Source organism: Paraburkholderia sp. 31.1 (assembly GCF_014397645.1).
In the GTDB taxonomy this organism is placed as follows: Bacteria; Pseudomonadota; Gammaproteobacteria; order Burkholderiales; family Burkholderiaceae; genus Paraburkholderia; species Paraburkholderia tuberum.
This window is the reverse complement of sequence record NZ_VZQN01000031.1, coordinates 20,754-38,555: the sequence shown is the minus strand read 5'-3', so window position 1 is coordinate 38,555 and position 17,802 is coordinate 20,754. Positions and strand designations below refer to the sequence as shown.

General features: G+C 62.8%; 23 protein-coding genes and 1 tRNA gene. 19 read left to right on the top strand and 5 right to left on the bottom strand.

Features of this window, described 5'->3' with window-relative positions:
* Positions 1 to 108 precede the first annotated feature (108 nt).
* The 9 genes from hisA (at position 109) to tatC (ending at position 5,555) form a co-directional block, all read left to right on the top strand.
* On the top strand, positions 109 to 861 hold the full coding sequence (gene hisA, locus F6X37_RS23310) for a 1-(5-phosphoribosyl)-5-[(5-phosphoribosylamino)methylideneamino]imidazole-4-carboxamide isomerase (RefSeq protein ID WP_090802089.1): 753 nt from the start codon (positions 109 to 111) through the stop codon (positions 859 to 861).
* A gap of 246 nt (positions 862 to 1,107) precedes the next feature.
* Positions 1,108 to 1,881 carry an imidazole glycerol phosphate synthase subunit HisF gene (hisF, locus tag F6X37_RS23305; RefSeq protein WP_090802088.1) on the top strand — a complete coding sequence of 258 codons (774 nt, stop codon included), beginning with the start codon at positions 1,108 to 1,110 and terminating at the stop codon, positions 1,879 to 1,881.
* A 1-nt stretch (position 1,882) separates the two neighbouring features.
* Positions 1,883 to 2,293 carry a phosphoribosyl-AMP cyclohydrolase gene (hisI, locus tag F6X37_RS23300; RefSeq protein ID WP_090802086.1) on the top strand — a complete coding sequence of 137 codons (411 nt, stop codon included), beginning with the start codon at positions 1,883 to 1,885 and terminating at the stop codon, positions 2,291 to 2,293.
* Entirely contained in the window at positions 2,290 to 2,685 is a 396-nt protein-coding gene (locus F6X37_RS23295) for a phosphoribosyl-ATP diphosphatase (protein ID WP_187612908.1), read from the top strand. Before hisI ends, F6X37_RS23295 begins: the two co-directional genes overlap by 4 nt.
* Positions 2,686 to 2,775: 90 nt before the next feature.
* Complete coding sequence (locus tag F6X37_RS23290) at positions 2,776 to 3,171, top strand: DUF4870 family protein (protein WP_184065591.1); 396 nt, start codon at positions 2,776 to 2,778, stop codon at positions 3,169 to 3,171.
* A gap of 93 nt (positions 3,172 to 3,264) precedes the next feature.
* Positions 3,265 to 3,630: a histidine triad nucleotide-binding protein gene (locus F6X37_RS23285; protein WP_184035806.1), complete on the top strand. Its 366-nt coding sequence runs from the start codon at positions 3,265 to 3,267 to the stop codon at positions 3,628 to 3,630.
* 268 nt (positions 3,631 to 3,898) lie between these two features.
* Positions 3,899 to 4,144, top strand: coding sequence for a Sec-independent protein translocase subunit TatA (tatA, locus tag F6X37_RS23280; protein WP_090802080.1), 246 nt, complete (start codon positions 3,899 to 3,901; stop codon positions 4,142 to 4,144).
* Between the two features lie 48 nt (positions 4,145 to 4,192).
* On the top strand, positions 4,193 to 4,735 hold the full coding sequence (gene tatB / locus F6X37_RS23275; RefSeq protein ID WP_090802078.1) for a Sec-independent protein translocase protein TatB: 543 nt from the start codon (positions 4,193 to 4,195) through the stop codon (positions 4,733 to 4,735).
* A gap of 34 nt (positions 4,736 to 4,769) precedes the next feature.
* On the top strand, positions 4,770 to 5,555 hold the full coding sequence (gene tatC, locus F6X37_RS23270; RefSeq protein ID WP_187612907.1) for a twin-arginine translocase subunit TatC: 786 nt from the start codon (positions 4,770 to 4,772) through the stop codon (positions 5,553 to 5,555).
* Between the two features lie 89 nt (positions 5,556 to 5,644).
* Here tatC and F6X37_RS23265 read toward each other — a convergent pair whose 3' ends face one another.
* A complete protein-coding gene (locus F6X37_RS23265; protein ID WP_187612906.1) occupies positions 5,645 to 6,868 on the bottom strand; it encodes a Do family serine endopeptidase in 1,224 nt (407 codons plus the stop codon).
* Positions 6,869 to 6,887: 19 nt separating this feature from the next.
* Between F6X37_RS23265 and F6X37_RS23260 the strand changes: the two genes are divergently transcribed.
* The 7 genes from F6X37_RS23260 to F6X37_RS23230 all read left to right on the top strand — a co-directional run bounded on the left by F6X37_RS23260 (position 6,888) and on the right by F6X37_RS23230 (position 11,999).
* Entirely contained in the window at positions 6,888 to 7,634 is a 747-nt protein-coding gene (locus F6X37_RS23260) for a Nif3-like dinuclear metal center hexameric protein (RefSeq protein WP_187612905.1), read from the top strand.
* A gap of 220 nt (positions 7,635 to 7,854) precedes the next feature.
* The gene (petA, locus tag F6X37_RS23255; protein ID WP_090802072.1) at positions 7,855 to 8,475 is read left to right on the top strand and encodes a ubiquinol-cytochrome c reductase iron-sulfur subunit; all 621 of its coding nucleotides are present in this window, start codon (positions 7,855 to 7,857) and stop codon (positions 8,473 to 8,475) included.
* Positions 8,475 to 9,854 (top strand): cytochrome b, encoded by a 1,380-nt coding sequence (locus tag F6X37_RS23250; protein WP_187612904.1) that lies wholly within the window; start codon positions 8,475 to 8,477, stop codon positions 9,852 to 9,854. The genes petA and F6X37_RS23250 overlap by 1 nt, the downstream gene beginning before the upstream one ends.
* Before the next feature lie 23 nt (positions 9,855 to 9,877).
* The gene (locus tag F6X37_RS23245) at positions 9,878 to 10,633 is read left to right on the top strand and encodes a cytochrome c1 (protein WP_187612903.1); all 756 of its coding nucleotides are present in this window, start codon (positions 9,878 to 9,880) and stop codon (positions 10,631 to 10,633) included.
* Between the two features lie 95 nt (positions 10,634 to 10,728).
* On the top strand, positions 10,729 to 11,340 hold the full coding sequence (locus tag F6X37_RS23240) for a glutathione S-transferase N-terminal domain-containing protein (RefSeq protein WP_006052302.1): 612 nt from the start codon (positions 10,729 to 10,731) through the stop codon (positions 11,338 to 11,340).
* 66 nt (positions 11,341 to 11,406) lie between these two features.
* A complete protein-coding gene (locus F6X37_RS23235; protein ID WP_187612902.1) occupies positions 11,407 to 11,904 on the top strand; it encodes a ClpXP protease specificity-enhancing factor in 498 nt (165 codons plus the stop codon).
* Positions 11,905 to 11,923: 19 nt separating this feature from the next.
* Positions 11,924 to 11,999, top strand: a tRNA-Thr gene (locus tag F6X37_RS23230).
* 10 nt (positions 12,000 to 12,009) lie between these two features.
* On the opposite strand, the gene F6X37_RS23225 is transcribed toward F6X37_RS23230, so the two are convergent.
* The gene (locus F6X37_RS23225; RefSeq protein WP_187612901.1) at positions 12,010 to 12,243 is read right to left on the bottom strand and encodes a hypothetical protein; all 234 of its coding nucleotides are present in this window, start codon (positions 12,241 to 12,243) and stop codon (positions 12,010 to 12,012) included.
* A 187-nt stretch (positions 12,244 to 12,430) separates the two neighbouring features.
* Here F6X37_RS23225 and F6X37_RS23220 point away from each other — a divergent pair, with 187 nt between their 5' ends.
* Positions 12,431 to 13,555, top strand: a complete 1,125-nt coding sequence (locus F6X37_RS23220; RefSeq protein ID WP_187612900.1) for a methyltransferase — start codon at positions 12,431 to 12,433, stop codon at positions 13,553 to 13,555.
* A gap of 15 nt (positions 13,556 to 13,570) precedes the next feature.
* On the opposite strand, the gene F6X37_RS23215 is transcribed toward F6X37_RS23220, so the two are convergent.
* Positions 13,571 to 14,842 (bottom strand): TIGR03862 family flavoprotein, encoded by a 1,272-nt coding sequence (locus F6X37_RS23215; RefSeq protein WP_187612899.1) that lies wholly within the window; start codon positions 14,840 to 14,842, stop codon positions 13,571 to 13,573.
* Between the two features lie 441 nt (positions 14,843 to 15,283).
* On the opposite strand from F6X37_RS23215, the gene F6X37_RS23210 reads away from it, so the two are divergent.
* Positions 15,284 to 15,493, top strand: a complete 210-nt coding sequence (locus tag F6X37_RS23210) for a DUF1059 domain-containing protein (RefSeq protein WP_090805487.1) — start codon at positions 15,284 to 15,286, stop codon at positions 15,491 to 15,493.
* Between the two features lie 135 nt (positions 15,494 to 15,628).
* Here the strand turns inward: F6X37_RS23210 and F6X37_RS23205 are convergent, their stop codons facing one another.
* Positions 15,629 to 15,949, bottom strand: a complete 321-nt coding sequence (locus F6X37_RS23205; RefSeq protein WP_090802066.1) for a DNA-binding protein — start codon at positions 15,947 to 15,949, stop codon at positions 15,629 to 15,631.
* A gap of 388 nt (positions 15,950 to 16,337) precedes the next feature.
* Between F6X37_RS23205 and F6X37_RS23200 the strand changes: the two genes are divergently transcribed.
* Entirely contained in the window at positions 16,338 to 17,180 is an 843-nt protein-coding gene (locus tag F6X37_RS23200) for a class I SAM-dependent methyltransferase (RefSeq protein ID WP_090805485.1), read from the top strand.
* A 20-nt stretch (positions 17,181 to 17,200) separates the two neighbouring features.
* On the opposite strand, the gene F6X37_RS23195 is transcribed toward F6X37_RS23200, so the two are convergent.
* Positions 17,201 to 17,755, bottom strand: coding sequence for a DUF1415 domain-containing protein (locus F6X37_RS23195; RefSeq protein ID WP_187612898.1), 555 nt, complete (start codon positions 17,753 to 17,755; stop codon positions 17,201 to 17,203).
* Positions 17,756 to 17,802: the final 47 nt, after the last annotated feature.

Sequence of the window (17,802 nt, the reverse complement as noted above, 5' to 3'; positions counted from 1 at the left end):
GGAGCGCCGAACGAGTTGTACTAAACTAGCGAGACGGTATTGCGGCGGGCTGACTCGCCAGCCGCTGCCGCCGACCTTCAATCCACTCCCAGATAACACCCGATTGCTATGCTGCTGATTCCCGCCATCGACCTGAAAGACGGTCAGTGTGTACGCCTCAAACAGGGCGATATGGACCAGGCGACGATTTTCTCCGAGGAACCGGCGGCAATGGCCCGACATTGGGTCGACCGCGGCGCGCGTCGTCTGCATCTCGTCGATCTGAATGGCGCGTTCGCCGGCAAGCCGAAGAACGGCGATGCAATCCGGGCGATCATCGATGAAGTGGGCGGCGCGATTCCGGTTCAGTTGGGCGGTGGCATCCGCGACCTGAACACGATCGAGCGCTATCTGGACGACGGTTTGTCGTACGTGATCATCGGCACGGCCGCGGTGAAGAACCCCGGCTTTCTGCAGGACGCGTGCACCGCGTTCGGCGGTCACATCATCGTCGGCCTCGACGCGAAAGACGGCAAGGTCGCCACCGACGGCTGGAGCAAGCTGACCGGTCACGAAGTGGCCGACCTCGCGCGCAAGTTCGAGGACTACGGCTGCGAGTCGATCATCTACACCGACATCGGCCGTGACGGCATGCTGCAAGGCATCAACATCGAAGCGACGGTGCGCCTTGCGCGCGCGGTCAAGATTCCGGTGATCGCGAGCGGCGGTCTGTCGAACCTCGCGGACATCGAATCGCTGTGCGAAGTCGAAGGCGAGGGCATCGAGGGCGTAATCTGCGGCCGCGCGATCTATTCGGGCGACCTCGACTTCGCGGCCGCGCAGACGCTCGCGGACAAGCTGCGCGAAGCGGACGACGCTTAAGCACGGCGTCGGCTGCGCGTGCTGGGCAGGTTGCGCGGGCCGCCGGCGTTGCGCTCGTGTCGGCTTGCGGCGCTCGTTCGAACGATGGCTTGCCTGTAACGCGCGTCGCACGATCAAGCGCCCGGAACCTCGCCAGCTTCCGGCCGGCACCTCACTCGCGGCGCGACGCAACCGCTCGCGCCGGCACCGTGCCGCTTGCCCGCAAGCGAGCGGCCTCATCAGCGGTATTGGCAGAATTGCACGATCATGGCTCTAGCTAAACGCATCATCCCCTGTCTCGACGTCACCGCGGGCCGCGTGGTCAAGGGCGTCAACTTCGTCGAACTGCGCGACGCGGGCGACCCGGTCGAAATCGCGCGCCGTTACGACGATCAGGGCGCCGACGAACTGACGTTCCTCGACATCACCGCGACCTCGGATCAGCGCGACCTGATTCTGCCGATCATCGAGGCGGTCGCTTCGCAGGTGTTCATTCCGCTGACGGTCGGCGGCGGCGTGCGCGCGGTCGAAGACGTGCGGCGCCTGCTGAACGCGGGCGCAGACAAGATCAGCATGAACTCGTCGGCGGTAGCGAATCCGCAACTCGTGAAGGACGCGACCGACAAATACGGCTCGCAGTGCATCGTCGTCGCGATCGATGCGAAGCGCGTGTCGGCCGACGGCGAAACGCCGCGCTGGGAAGTGTTCACGCACGGCGGCCGCAAGGCCACCGGTCTCGATGCGGTCGAATGGGCGCGCAAGATGGCCGAGTTGGGCGCGGGCGAAATCCTGCTGACCAGCATGGATCGCGACGGCACCAGGAGCGGCTTCGACCTTGCGCTCACGCGCGCGGTGTCGGACGCGGTGCCGGTGCCAGTGATCGCCTCGGGCGGCGTCGGCAATCTGCAGCATCTCGCCGACGGCATCAAGAGCGGTCACGCGGACGCGGTGCTTGCCGCGAGCATCTTCCACTATGGCGAACACACGGTCGGCGAGGCCAAGCGCTTCATGGCCGATCAGGGCATTTCGGTGAGGTTGTGACGTGACGAATCCTTCGGCAGTGAACTGGCTCGACAAGGTCAAGTGGGACGCGAACGGCCTCGTGCCGGTGATTGCGCAGGAAGCGTCGACGAACGACGTGCTGATGTTCGCATGGATGAACCGCGAGGCCCTCGCGAAGACCGTCGAGACCGGCCGCGCGGTGTATTTCTCGCGCTCGCGCCAGCGCCTGTGGTTCAAGGGTGAGGAGTCGGGCCACGTGCAGCATGTGCATGAAGTGCGACTCGATTGCGACGAAGACGTCGTGCTGCTGAAAGTCGAGCAGGTATCGGGCATCGCGTGCCATACCGGCCGCCACTCGTGCTTTTTCCAGAAATTCGAAGGCTCGGTGGACGATGGCGACTGGCAGGCCGTCGATCCCGTGCTGAAAGACCCCGAACACATCTACAAATGACGCAATCCACGCAAAACCCGTCGCCCGCCACGGCTTCCACGCTCGACACGCTGCTGCGCCTCGCGGCGGTGATCGACAGCCGCAAGGGCGACGATCCGGACATCTCGTATGTATCGCGCCTGTTCCACAAGGGCGACGACGCGGTGCTGAAAAAGATCGGCGAAGAAGCCACCGAAGTCGTGCTGGCCGCGAAGGACGTGCGCCAGGGCGGCGCACCGAAGGCGCTGGTCGGCGAGGTTGCGGACCTGTGGTTCCACTGCCTCGTGATGCTGTCGCATTTCGATCTGAGCCCCGCCGACGTGATCGCCGAACTCGAGCGTCGCGAAGGCCTGTCGGGCATCGAGGAAAAGGCGCTGCGCAAGAGCCGCGAGCGCGAGGAAAACGGCGACTGAGCAGCCGGAGCGGAAATCTGGTGTTTCCGCTTGAAGTCGCGCGCGCCGGCACCAATATAGCGGTAACCGCACCTCCGGGAGGACGCAAGCATGGAACAGCCGCAGGGAAGCTATCCGCCGCCGGTCTACCGCCACGCGATGGAGCCTGAGCGCGAGCGCAGCCTGCGCACGCTCACGCACGTGCTGTACGCGCTGTATGCGGTCCACTGGCTGACCGGCGGGCTCACCATTCTGGTCGCGATCATCATCAACTACGTCAAACGGTCGGACGTGGCCGGCACGCCGTACGAAGCGCACTTCGAATGGCAGATCCGCACGTTCTGGCTGGGCCTCGTCGGTTACGCGATCGGCGCGTTGCTGCTGCTCGTCGTGATTGGCATTCCGGTGCTGTGGGCAGTCAGCATATGGATGTTGTACCGTATTATCAAAGGCTGGCTGTATCTGTACGATAACAAGTCGTTCGCGAATCCGGCCAGTTGGGTCTGAACGCTAGCCGGTCCGTATGGGCGGGCCGGCTTTCGGATCGAACCTCGGCGCGGGCGGCTTCGCTCGCCCAAGTCATACCGCGTCAGGAATACGATGAGTCACGATCCGAACTGCCTTTTCTGCAAGATTGCCGCTGGCGAAATCCCGTCGACCAGGGTCCACGAAGACGACGAGTTCGTCGCCTTCCGCGACATCCGTCCGGCGGCCGAAACGCATGTGCTGGTGATTCCTCGCAAGCACATTGCAACGCTGTCGAACTGCACGGAAAGCGACGCGCCTCTGCTTGGTAGAATGCTTGTCCTGGCCGCGCGACTGGCCGAACAATTGGGGGTCGCCTATAACGGCGGCGAAACGGGCTTTCGCACGGTAATCAATACCGGTCCGGGCGGTGGTCAGGAGGTGTATCACCTGCACGCGCACATTCTCGCGGGACCGCGTCCTTGGCAACGCATGGGCTGAGCGCCGGTTCACGCGTCATGCGCGCTGCGTGGCAAGTGCGCACCGCCGCGAGTTTTGGTCGAGGACAATAGCGCCTTCGTTGTTTTTACCGCTGTGTAATAACGTCGACGCGATCGTGTGGCCATAATGACAGGCGAAGATGGCCGCATTGCGAGCGAGGCGGTGCAGCCTGATGTAACGTAGAGATATATCGAGACGAAGCGCACGCGCTTCAGGTTATGCAAATTGGCCGCATCAAGATGCGGCGCCGGGGTTAAGGAGAGTAGTCATGGGTTCGTTGAGTATTTGGCATTGGTTGATCGTTCTGTTGATCGTCGCGCTCGTGTTCGGCACGAAGAAGCTGCGCAACATCGGCAGCGATCTGGGCGGCGCCGTGAAGGGCTTCAAGGAAGGCATGAAGGAAGCCGATTCGTCGTCGGCCGACGCGCAACAGCAGCAGCGCGAGCTGCCGCGCAACGGCGCGGTGGACGTCGAAGCGAAGGAAAAGACGCAGCAATCGAGCGATTACCGCTAAGCCGCGGCCTTCGCGCCGTTCCCGCGTTTCTGACGGACATTCCACTTCATGCTGGACCTCGGTCTAACCAAGATGGCGCTGATCGGCGTCGTCGCGCTGGTCGTCCTCGGGCCTGAGCGCCTGCCGCGTGTCGCTCGCACGGCCGGCGCGCTGTTCGGCCGCGCACAGCGGTACATCAACGACGTTAAGGCCGAAGTCACGCGCGAAATCGAGCTCGACGAATTGCGGCGCATGAAGACCGAGTTCGAGAAGGCCGCGAGCAATGTCGAAACGGCAGTTCAGGACAATCTGCGCAAGCACGAGAATGAACTGAACGAAGCATGGAATAGCGGTACGTCGGTATCGCCGAGCATCGCCGGCGGCGCACTCGAAGACGCCGGCAGCGGAGCCAGCGGCAGCGCGGGTGCCACCTCGTGGCCCGTCAGTACGCCGGCCGCCGCGCCCAAACGCAAGACCTGGCGCGTCCAGCAGAGCGCCACGCCCACCTGGTACAAGCGAGCGAGCCTGCGGCGCACGCGCGTGCAGTCGGGCGCCGCGCGCGTTGCGCGGCACACACCTGCCAACCTGCGTCGTCCGACGCGGTTTTTCTGATGTTCAGATCGACAATCCCCAACCGAGGGCCGGTGTGAGCGACCCCCAGCAATCCCAGAACGAAGGCACTGAAGAGACCTTCATTTCCCACCTCGTCGAACTGCGTGACCGCATCATCCGTGCGGGGCTCGCCGTCGTCGTCGTGTTCATCGGGCTCGTGTACTGGGCGCCGGACATCTTCAAACTGCTCGCCCGTCCGCTGATGATGAATCTGCCGAAGGACGGCAAGATGATCGTCACCGACGTCACCGGCTCGTTCTTCGTGCCGATGAAGGTGACGATGCTGGTCGCCTTCGTGATCGCGCTGCCGGTCGTGCTGTACCAGATCTGGGCGTTCGTCGCGCCTGGGCTCTATCAGCACGAGAAGAAGCTTGTCGCGCCGCTCGTCGCGAGCAGCTACACGCTGTTCCTGTGCGGCATGGCGTTCGCGTACTTCGTCGTGTTTCCGACCATCTTCCGCGTGATGGCGCACTACAATGCGCCGCTCGGCGCGGAGATGACAACCGATATCAACAATTACCTGAGCTTCGTGCTGACGATGTTCATCGCGTTCGGCGTCACGTTCGAGGTACCGATCGTCGTCGTGCTGCTGGTGCGGATGAACGTGGTGAAGCTGAAGAAGCTGAAGGAGATCCGGCCGTATGTGATCGTCGGCGCGTTCGTGGTGTCGGCCGTCGTAACGCCGCCGGACGTGTTTTCGCAGCTGATCCTCGCGGTTCCGCTGATTCTGCTGTACGAAGCTGGCATCGTCGCGGCGCGGTTGATCGTCGGCAAGCAGCCGGTGGTCGTGGAGGATGCGAGTCCGCCGCCGTCTAGTTGAAGTGCCGCGAGTCAGTGCCGGGTGTCAAATGAATAAGGGCAGTTCATTGCGGACTGCCCTTATTCATTGCGTGGAATCGCGGCATTACTTCAACCGCCTTCGTCATCCGGCTGATCGCCGCCGCCGTTGTCGTCTTCCGTCTGTTTCGGCGGCGGCGGGCGTTTGCCGATCTTCACGTCGAGATCGATCTGATGACCTTTGCGCACCAGATGCACTTTCGCCGCCGTACCGGGCTTGATCTGCGCGATCACGTTCAACAGACGCGTGGTATCGGTGATCGCCTGGCCGTTTACGCTCGTCAGGATGTCGCCGGGCTTGATGCCCGCGCGGTCGGCCGGGCCGCTTTTCAGCACGCCCGCGACAATAGCGCCCGACTTCTGATCGAGCCCGAACGACTCCGCGATTTCCGGCGTGACGTCCTGCGGTTCGACGCCGATCCAGCCGCGCGTGACCGTGCCGGTCGTAATGATGCTCTCGAGTACGCTGCGCGCGGTCGACACCGGAATCGCGAAGCCGATGCCGAGCGAGCCGCCCGAGCGCGAGTAGATGGCGGTGTTGATGCCGAGCAGGTTGCCGTTCACGTCGACGAGCGCACCGCCCGAGTTGCCGGGGTTGATCGGGGCGTCGGTCTGGATGAAGTTTTCGAACGTATTGATGCCGAGATGGTTGCGGCCGAGCGCGCTGACGATGCCCATCGTTACGGTCTGCCCGACGCCGAACGGATTGCCGATCGCGAGCACGACGTCGCCGACGCGGGTCTGGTCCATCCGGCCGAGCGTGATGGTGGGCAGATCGGTCATATTGACCTTGAGCACGGCCAGATCGGTTTCGGGGTCGATGCCGATGACCTTCGCGCTGGCGGTGCGGCCATCGGCGAGCGCGATTTCGATCTGATCGGCGCCGTCGACGACGTGCTGGTTCGTTAGAATGTAACCTTCCGAACTCACTATCACGCCTGAGCCGAGATTCGAGGCAGGCTGCTCCTGCTGCTTGCGATTGTTCCTGTCGCCGAAGAAGTAGCGGAACAGCGGGTCTTTGGCGCGCGGGTCGGGAGGCAGCGAGCCATCCTTGCTGGAGAACACGTTGACGACCGCGGGCATGGCCTTTTGCGCCGCTTCGGCATAGGACGTTTCGGCATGGCCAGTGCCGATGCCCGGCGCCACTTCCCGTAGCGCGACGATCGGTTCGGCGAGTTGTCTGCCGAATTGTCCTTGACGCTGCAGCCACTGCGGTTTGAGGGTCGCAATGATGAACATCAGCGCCAACAGCACCGTCACCGCTTGGGCAAATAACAGCCAGAAGCGTCTAAGCATCTGAAGACTAGAGGTCTATATGGATCGGATTGAACTTGAATTGTACTTGAACAATCTCCTTGAAACCGCGCGCTTCAAGGACTATTGCCCGAACGGATTGCAGGTCGAAGGACGCCGCCGGATCAACAAGCTCGCGACCGGCGTGACCGCGTCGGTGGCCTTCCTGAAGGCCGCGCTCGACTGGGGCGCGGACGCCGTGCTGGTCCATCACGGCTACTTCTGGCGCAACGAGGCACCGCAGATCACCGGCCGCAAACATGCTCGTTTGAAGCTGCTGCTCGCCAACGACCTGAACCTGTTCGCCTACCATCTGCCGCTCGACGATCATCCCGAGTTCGGCAACAACGCGCAGATCGGCGAGAAGATGGGCTGGATCAGCGACGCGCGTTTCGGCGACAACGATCTCGGCTGGCTCGCCACGCTGCCGATGTCGATCACGCTGTCGCACCTCACCGCGGAAATCGCGCAGACACTGGGCCGCACGCCGCTCGTGTTCGGCGATCCGGATATGGAGCTGCGCCGCGTCGGCTGGTGCACGGGCGCCGCGCAAGGGATGTTCGACGCGGCGATCAACGCGGGTGTCGACGTCTACGTGACCGGCGAGGTATCGGAGTCGGTGATGCATACGGCGGCGGAAAGCGGCGTCGCGTTTCTGGCGGCTGGCCACCACGCGACCGAGCGCTTCGGCGTGCAGGCGGTGGGCAAGCATCTGTCCGAATCGTTCGATATCGAACATCTGTTTATCGATATCCCCAATCCCGTTTGAATTGCGAATTGCATTAACGAAGAACAAAGCAGGAATACCGCAGAAGGCACTTAAAAGGAGGTGCGAAAAAGTTTGCGATCGGTACGGACAAACCCTGAGTTATCAAGGGCTTCGCACGGTTTTTGGCAATCGGCCCTTGTAAATGGCGACTCCATTCGAGCAAACTAGCGGCGGTAGACGCGACGTGAAGGAAAAATCCAACTCAGAAGTGGGGCGTGTGATGCGAGACAAAGAAGAGGAACGCGTCGATGGCAGCCGCCGTAACTGGCTGGTAGCGACGACCGTAGCAGGCGGCATAGGAGGTGTTGCCGTTGTCGTACCCTTTGTTAGTTCCTTTGCACCATCCGAAAAGGCCAAGGCCGCAGGTGCCCCGGTCGAAGTCGATATCAGTGGTCTGAAGCCCGGCGACATGATGACGGTCGCCTGGCGTGGCAAGCCGGTGTGGATCATCAACCGCACGGACCGCATGCTCGCCGATGTTCAAAAAGCCGACAGCCAGGTAGCGGACCCCCACTCGCTGAATCCGTTTTCGATGCCGCTGCCGGACTACTGCAACAACGAATTCCGTTCACGCGCCGAGAACAAGCATCTGCTGGTTGCCGTCGCCGTTTGCACGCATCTGGGCTGCACGCCGACGCCGCGCTTCCAGGAAGGCCCGCAGCCGAATCTCCCCGACGACTGGCCCGGCGGCTTCCTGTGCCCGTGCCACGGCTCGACCTACGACATGGCCGGCCGCGTCTTCAAGAACAAACCCGCTCCGCAGAACCTCGACATCCCGCGCTTCATGTTCACGTCGGCGACGGCCCTTGTGATCGGGAAGGACGAAAAAGGAGAAGCGTAATGGCGAGCGAACACGAAGTAGAGACGACCGGGCTGGCTGGTTGGATCGACCAGCGCTTCCCGATGACTGCCACGTGGAAGAAGCACGTTTCCGAGTACTACGCGCCGAAGAACTTCAACTTCTGGTACTTCTTCGGTTCGCTTGCGTTGCTGGTGCTGGTCAACCAGATCGTCACCGGCATTTTCCTGACGATGAACTACAAGCCCGACGCGACGCTCGCGTTCTCGTCGGTCGAGTACATCATGCGCGAGGTGCCGTGGGGCTGGCTGATCCGCTACATGCACTCGACGGGTGCGTCGATGTTTTTCGTCGTCGTGTATCTGCACATGTTCCGCGGGCTCATGTACGGCTCGTACCGCAAGCCGCGCGAGCTCGTGTGGATTTTCGGCTGCCTGATCTTCCTGAGCCTGATGGCCGAGGCATTCTTCGGCTATCTGCTGCCGTGGGGGCAGATGTCGTTCTGGGGCGCGCAGGTGATCGTGAACCTGTTCTCGGCGATTCCGTTCATCGGGCCGGATCTGTCGCTGTGGATTCGCGGCGACTACGTCGTGTCCGACGTCACGCTGAACCGCTTCTTCGCGTTCCACGTGATCGCGATTCCGCTGGTGCTGATCGGCCTCGTGATCGCGCACCTCGTCGCGCTGCACGAAGTCGGCTCGAACAACCCGGACGGCATCGAGATCAAGGCGAAGAAGGGCCCGGATGGCGTGCCGCTCGACGGCATTCCGTTCCACCCGTACTACTCGGTGCACGACTTCATGGGCGTAACGATCTTCCTGCTGATCTTCGCGGCGATCATCTTCTTCGCGCCGGAAATGGGTGGGTACTTCCTTGAAGCCAACAACTTCATCCCCGCGAATCCGCTGCAGACGCCGCCGGAAATTGCGCCTGTGTGGTACTTCACCGCCTTTTATGCGATGCTGCGCGCCACTACCGATCCATTCAAGATCGTGCTGATGATCGTCATCGCGCTACTCGGATTGCTGGCGCTCGTGCGCGCGCGCGGCAAGTGGAAGCTCGGCCTGCCGGTGCTTGCGGTGCTGGTGATCGTCGCGATGGTGTTCACCGAATCGAAGTTCTGGGGCGTCGTGGTGATGGGCAGCGCGGTGATTTCGCTGTTCTTCCTGCCGTGGCTCGACCGGTCGCCGGTCAGGTCTATTCGCTACCGGCCGTTCTTCCACAAGGTTTTCTTCGGGATCTTCGTGATTGCGTTCCTGACGCTCGGCTTCCTCGGCACGCGGCCGCCATCGCCGGCCGCGACGCTGATCGCCCAGATCTGCGCGCTGATCTACTTCGCGTTTTTCCTCGGCATGCCCTTCTGGACCCGGCTTGGCAAGTTCAAGCAGCCGCCCGAGCGGGTGCGGTTCAAGCCTCACTAATCGCGAGCCAGGAGCACATGAAGATGAAAAAACTGCTTTCGATGTGCGCGCTGGTCGGCGCGACCATGCTTGCGCTGTTGGCCGCTCCGGTTCACGCGGACGAGAATTTCCCGCTCGATCGCGCGCCGGACAACACGAACAATTTCGCTTCTTTGCAGCGCGGCGCGCAATTGTTTGTAAACTACTGCCTGAATTGCCACAGCGCGAACCTGATGCGCTACAACCGCCTGACCGATCTCGGCATCACGCCGAACGAAATCCAGGCGAACCTGCTGTTCACCACCGACAAGGTCGGCAACACGATGACCGTGGCGATGCGCCCGGAGGACGCGAAAGCGTGGTTTGGGGCGACGCCGCCGGATCTGTCGGTGGAGGCGCGGGCGCGCGGCACGGACTGGCTTTACACGTATCTGCGGAGTTTTTACCGCGACGATACGCGGCCGACCGGCTGGAACAATCTGGTGTACCAAAACGTGAGCATGCCTCACGTGCTGTGGCAGCTTCAGGGGCAGCGTGCGGCGAAATTCGGCGACGAAACCGACGAAAGAACCGGCGAAAAAGTACACAAATTCCTCGGCTTCCAGCAACTGACTCCGGGGACGATGTCGCCGGTAGATTATGATTCTGCTGTGGCCGACCTCGTGTCGTACCTGTCATGGATGTCCGAACCGACGCAGCAAACCCGCAGGCAACTTGGCGTGTGGGTGCTGTTGTTCCTCGGTATCCTGAGCTTTTTCGCCTGGCGACTGAACGCCGCGTACTGGAAACATATCAAATAATCACGCCGCTACATGGCGTGGGGCCGGCGCCAGGAAAAACCTGCTGAACGGTTTTTCCGCGCGCTGGCCCTTCAGCTTTTTGAGGAAACGTAAACATGATGGTTCTGTATTCCGGCACTACTTGCCCGTTCTCCCAGCGTTGCCGGCTGGTGTTGTTCGAAAAGGGCATGGACTTCGAGATCCGCGACGTCGACCTGTTCAACAAGCCGGAAGACATCGCCGTGATGAATCCGTATGGTCAGGTGCCGATTCTCGTCGAACGGGACCTGATTCTGTACGAATCGAACATCATCAACGAGTACATCGACGAGCGCTTCCCGCACCCGCAGCTGATGCCGGCCGATCCGGTCCAGCGCGCGCGTGCCCGCCTGTTCCTGCTCAACTTCGAGAAAGAGCTGTTCGTCCACGTCGGCACGCTCGAAAACGAGAAGGGCAAGGCAGCGGAGAAGAATCACGAGAAGGCGCGCCTCGCGATCCGCGATCGCCTGACGCAGCTCGCGCCGATCTTCCTGAAGAACAAGTACATGCTCGGCGAAGAGTTCTCGATGCTCGACGTCGCGATCGCACCGCTGCTTTGGCGCCTTGACCACTACGGTATCGAGCTGTCGAAGAACGCCGCGCCGCTGATGAAGTACGCCGAGCGCATTTTCAGCCGCCCGGCTTATATCGAAGCGCTGACGCCGTCGGAAAAGGTGATGCGTCGTTGAGTTTGGCTTTGGAGCGCGGACGTCGCATCGCTTCGATGCGCGACCGCGCCCGCAAGAGGACTGTTGATGCAAGAGATTTCCACGAAGCCTTATCTGTTGCGCGCGCTCTACGAGTGGTGCACGGATAACGGCTACACACCGCATATCGCGGTCCGCGTCGACAATCAGACGCGCGTGCCACGTCAGTTCGTGCGCGACAACGAGATCGTGTTGAACATCAGCTTCGAGGCGACCAGCCAGCTGCAGATGGGCAACGAGTGGATCGAGTTCAACGCGCGCTTCTCCGGCAAGTCCCACAAGATCGAAGTGCCGGTCGCCAATATTCTTGCGATCTACGCGCGCGAGAACGGCCAGGGTATGGCGTTCCCAGTCGAATCGGCGGGCGGCGAGGCTCAGGATTCGGGCGCGGATGCCGCGGACGAAGCTGACACGCCGGCGGCTCCGCGCGCCGTCGAAACCGCCCCCGCCGACCCTGCCGAGGCCACCGACGCCGACGACAAACCGCAGCCCGACGACGATGGCTCGAAAGGCGGCGGAAGGGCTCGCCTTAAGATCGTGAAATGAAGTAGAATCACGGCCTCACGCCGGCTTAGCTCATCAGGTAGAGCGCTTGACTTGTAATCATGAGGTGGCGGGTTCGAGTCCTGCAGCCGGCACCAGATTGCTTTATCAGCAGTAACTGGAAATGCTAGAAAACCCCGTCGAAGCACACGCTTTGGCGGGGTTTTTCTTTTTTCGGTGGAAATTGCCCGGATCGTTGCTGATGCCGATCACCGAAGCTTTGGCCAGGCTTGCTTGCGACGAGGGTTTCACGCACGTCAAAACGTGCGAGGGCAGCGTGAGGTGAGCCGCGCGATGGCTCAAAAACCACGATATCTCTTTCACCTTGTCGATTGTAGACATGATTGTCTACTTTCGGTGCGTCTAGACTCACCTCATCACCGTCACCCATTCATGCCGCGCCGCGAATCCGCACGGCGGCGGTACGTTACTATTCGGGCGTCGCCCGGGATGGCGGGCAGCCGCCGGACATTCCGGTCCGCTACCGCGGTCCACGTCGCGGGCGACGTCACATCGACTCCATTGCACCATGACCAGCCCCGCAACTCTCACCTGGCCAGAAGCCGACGGCCCGCGCACCGCACGCTGGCGTTCCGAAGCGGCCGTGCCGCCGCCGAAGCGCGTCGTCGTCGCCGACGACCGCACCACCGCCGATTCGGCCTACCGCCTCGCCTGCGAAGGCACCGCGCTGCTGTGGCGCGGCGACTTCCAGAACGCGCGCCAACTGCTGCAGGCCGTCACGCGCCGGCTCGAACGCAAGCCGCGCAAGCAGGGAGCCACACCGCTCGACGCGTTCAACCAGCATCGGCAGGCGCAGTCGCAGCGCGCGCGCACGCTCGGCATGATCCTGATTCCGCTCGATGCCGACTACGTCATTCCGCTGCGTCGCGCGCCCGACGTGCGGCAGGCCTGCATCGAAGCTTATGGACCGGCGAGCGGTGACGCGTCGGTCGTGTCGTTGCGCGAGTTGCTCGGTTTGATCGGCGCGCACGAATGGCGCAAGAAGGGCGTCGAGATTACGGCGCTCGGCGAGCGCATCCATCCGCACTACGGTGTGTTCTCACCGGTGCGCGGCGAGTACGTCGATCTGGTCGCGCGCACGCCGCTGCCGTCGCTGGACCTCGCGTTCGATATCGGCACCGGCACTGGCGTGCTGGCCGCGCTGCTGGCCAAACGCGGCGTGCGCAAGATCGTCGCGACGGACCAGGATGCGCGCGCGCTTGCGTGTGCTCGTGAAAATCTCGCGCGTCTTGGTTGCGCCGAGCAGGTCGAGATCGTACAGGCCGATCTGTTTCCGGACGGTCGGGCACCGCTCGTCGTCTGCAATCCGCCGTGGGTGCCGGCGCGGCCCGCGTCGCCGCTCGAATACGCGGTCTACGATCCGGACAGCCGCATGCTGGTCGGCTTCCTGAACGGCCTCGCCGATCATCTGACGCCGGGCGGCGAGGGCTGGCTGATCATTTCGGATTTCGCCGAGCACCTTGGACTGCGGACGCGCGAGTGGCTGCTCGCGGCGATCGAGCACGCGGGGCTCAGTGTCGTGGGACGCGAGGACATTCGTCCACGGCATCCGAAGGCCAGCGATCAGAACGATCCGTTGTATGTTGCGCGAGCGGCCGAGGTCACGTCGTTGTGGCGGCTCAAGGCGCGGTGACGTCGACTGCGCGCGTCACGCCGACGTGCCGTGCGCTTCCAGATACGCGCACGCGCCCCGGCCAGCGACCAGCCCGCTGGCAAAGCAGGCGGTCAGCAGATAACCACCGGTCGGCGCCTCCCAATCGAGCATTTCGCCCGCGCAGAATGCGCCGGGCATCCGGTCGATCATCAGATGCGCGTCCAACGCCTCGAACGAGATTCCGCCCGCGGTACTGATCGCTTCCTCGATCGGTCGCGCGCGCAGCAGTCGCATCGGCAGCGCCTTGATCGCGTGGGCGAGGCCGCGTGCATCGGCGAAGGCTTCTTTCGACAGAATCTCGTGCAGCAACGCCAGCTTGACCCCGCCGATTCCGATTCGCCCGTGCAGATGACTCGCGATCGAGCGTGAGCCGCGCGGCCGCGTCACTTCCTCCACGATTCGCTCGAGCGGCAAGCCGGGCGCGAGATCCAGCGCGATCGTGACCTCGCCGCCGGCGAGAATCCGCTCGCGGATCGGCGCCGACAACGCGTAAATCAGGCTCCCTTCGAGGCCCGTTTCGGTCAAAAGTATTTCACCTTGTCGATTGTGGACTTTTCCGTCTACACCGGTGACGGAAATCGCGACCGTCTTGATCGGCTGACCCGCGAAACGCTCGCGCAGATACGGGCTCCAGTCCGCGTCGAAGCCGCAGTTCGCGGGACGCAGCGGCGTCACCGGCACGTCGCGCGACGTCATCAGCGGCACCCACGCGGCGTCGGAGCCGAGACGCGGCCAACTGGCGCCGCCGAGCGCGAACACGACCGCGTCGCAGCTGATCGTCTGCTCACCGTTGGGCGTGTCGAAGCGCAACGCGTGGGCGGCACCGTCTTCGGATGTTGACGCCCAGCCGCTCCACTTGTGACGCATATGAAACTGCACACCCGCTTCGCGCAGCCGATGCAGCCACGCGCGCAGCATCGGCGCGGCCTTCATGTCGGACGGAAATACGCGCCCCGAACTGCCGACGAACGTCTCGACGCCCAACTCGCGCAACCATGTGCGCAGCGCGTCGGGACCGAACGCGTCGAGTAACGGCGCGATGCGCTCGCGGCGCGAGCCGTAGCGCTCGAGAAACGGTGCGAGGGCTTCCGAATGCGTGATGTTCATGCCGCCTTTGCCCGCCATCAGGAATTTGCGGCCGACCGACGGCATCGCGTCATATACGTGGACTTGCACGCCGCGCCCGGCAAGCGTCTCGGCGGCCATCAGGCCGGCGGGGCCGCCGCCGATCACGGCGACGCGGGCGGAATCGAGCGAGAATGACATGCGGTTCAGCGGATCAACGGGGAAAAAAGGCGGTGCGCCGCGGTGACCGAACGGATATGCGGCGCGAAGGGCGCTATTGTCACACCGCGCGCGGCCCGCGGCAAACGCCGACAAACTCTGTCGAACTGTGCTCGGTACTGGCAAATAGGCGGCTATTCGCCAGGCGACCGGGCTCGATCGCCCCAGACCGGAAAATACTGGATTCAGTCTTTCTCCCGGCCGTTGCGCATCGCATTCACCGCTTGGCCCGCGCCGCACGCGACCTATACTTTTCAAACATCTTCCATCGGACGCCGTTCGCGTCGTTCCTCGCGTCAATCCCCCATCACGTCGCTTGCGACGCAGCCGCTGCGGCGCGCTTCACTGCCGCGCGCCGGCAGCCGACGCGAAGCGCCTGATGCATCGATGGAAGAGTCGATCGTCTGGTTCAAGGAGATTGCCATGACCCGCAAATATATCGACTGTCGCGAGTTTCCGAGCGAAACGAACTGCACTGTCGCGCTATCCGCCGACAGCGACGGCGAACTGCTCGAAGCCGCGGTCCAGCATGCCGTCAGCGTTCACAAGCACGCGGATTCGCCGGAGCTGCGCGAGCAGCTGAAGACGCTATTTCATGAGGGAACGCCGCCAGTCGAGGCGCGGCACGCTTGAGACACCCGTGGAAGGGGAGTGTGGAAGCCCGCGTCGCGAGCGGCATCCAGCCGGCCGCGTGCGGGCGTGTTGCAGCAGTCTTGTGGTGACACGAGAAACGCGATACCAAGCCAATCTAACCAGCATGCCGACGCGCTAACCCGGATACGCCTCATCGACCTTCAGCCCGGCGAGCTTGAAGATCACCCGCAACGTCTGCGGCTTGATGTCGCGTCGCGACGCGAGCGTCGTCATCACGAAGTCGAGCACCTTGGCGTACTTGAGCATCGTCAGGCAGGTCTCGAGGTCGACGTTGCCGTCACGCATGACCTCGGCGAGCCGCAGCATTTCCGTGGAGATGTCGCGAGCCATCTCCAGTTCGAGTTGCTGTTTCTCCGACCATGCCGGCGCGGCGGTGAGCTTCGCCATCATTTCCTGAAACTTCTGTTCGACATTTCCGTTGGGTACCGTATCCATTGCCGCCTCTTCTGTGATCATCCGAGCGCGCGACCCGTTGCAAAGCCGGCCGCTGCTGGTTACGTAACGTTCGCCCCTTGTTGCGGGACCGCTCTCCCCAAATGCATCCGGTTCGCGTGTCCGGTTGCACGGCCGGACAGCTTCCTGTTTTCGGCGACGCGGCTTGCACCCGCAGGCTCAGCCGGCGCTCAAGCTGTTTTCGGCCATTCTCGAGACACTTCCGCGCAGCGCCTTTCGAGCAGGAAGTGTTCCCGGTGGACCGCCTGTCTCGCGTGATCCGGACGGCGTACTCGCTGGGATTGCCGCACTTTGGGTAAACTGGCAGCAACCTTTCTCTTTTTCCGTCATCTGTCGCACGTTCGCACTGCAATTGATGGCGGCCCATACGATGTCCGGCAAAACCCACGAAATCCGTCCCAACCAGTCCGTCGAACTGCTCAAAGAGCTCCACATCCTCACGCGCGACGGCAAGATGAATCAGGACAGCCGTCGCAAGCTGAAGCAGGTCTACCATCTGTTCCAGTTCATCGAGCCGCTACTCAAGGACCTGAAGGACCAGCAGGGGGCGCTGACGCTCGTCGATCACGGCGCGGGCAAGTCATACCTCGGTTTTATCCTGTATGACCTGTTTTTCAAGGAGTTTCAGGACGTCGCTGGTGGGGCTTCGCACATTTACGGCATTGAAACGCGCGAAGAGCTGGTGACGAAGTCCGAAGAGCTGGCGGCTCGGCTCGGCTTCAAGGGGATGTCGTTTCTGAATCTGTCGGTGGCGGAGTCGATCACGTCGACGCGGCTGCCCGCCGAAATCGACATCGTGACCGCGCTGCACGCGTGCAATACCGCCACCGACGACGCGATCCGTTTCGCACTCGAAAAGCACGCGAAGTACATCGTCGTCGTGCCGTGCTGCCAGGCCGAGGTAGCCGGCGTGCTGCGGCAGAACAAGGGCAAGGCTCTGAAGACCGCGCTGACGGAAATCTGGCGGCATCCGCTGCACACGCGCGAATTCGGCAGCCAGATCACGAACGTGCTGCGCTGCCTGCAGCTCGAAGCGCATGGTTATCAGGTCAGCGTGACCGAGTTGGTCGGCTGGGAACACTCGATGAAAAACGAGTTGATCATCGCGCAGTACAAGGACCTGCCGCGGCGCCGGCCCGCTGAGCGGCTCGGCGAAGTGCTGGACGCGCTCGGGCTCGATACGCTGAAGGAGCGATTTTTCGTGCCGGCCTGAGGCGCGACCTGGCGCTTCACTTAGCGCTTCATCAACGCATCCCAGCCGGCGAGGCCAATGCGCCGCAGCGTTTCCTGATTGCGCTCGTAGATCTCTTCCGCGTCGGGAAAGGCCTGCACGGCCCGCTCGATGCTGTCCTCGCGCAGCAGATGCAGGATCGGATAAGGCGCCCGGTTCGTGTAGTTTTCGATATCGTCGGGCTCGCTGCCTTCGAACTGGTAATGCGGATGAAAGCTCGCGATCTGGATGACGCCTTCGAGCCGCAGTTGCTGGACCAGCCGGTCGGCGAAGAACAGGCAGTCGTTGAAGCCGGGAAAGTCCTCGAACGCGCGCGGCAGGATCAGCAACGTCGTGTCGATGGCGGCGGGGTCGGCGGCGACGAGGGTCTGCAGCTCGGCTTCCAGGTCGGTCAGCACCGCTTCGAGCGTGTCTGCTTCGCTGAGCGCATAGCGAATCTGCCCCTTCACATGCACGGCCTTCGCGAACGGACACAGGTTCAGGCCGATCACGGCCTCCGTCAGCCAATGACGGGTCGCGGCGATAACGGCAGCGTGGGATTCGGCGGGCAACGGCATGGCGGATGGATGTGACGGGAAAACGCGCAATTCTAAAGGACCCAGCT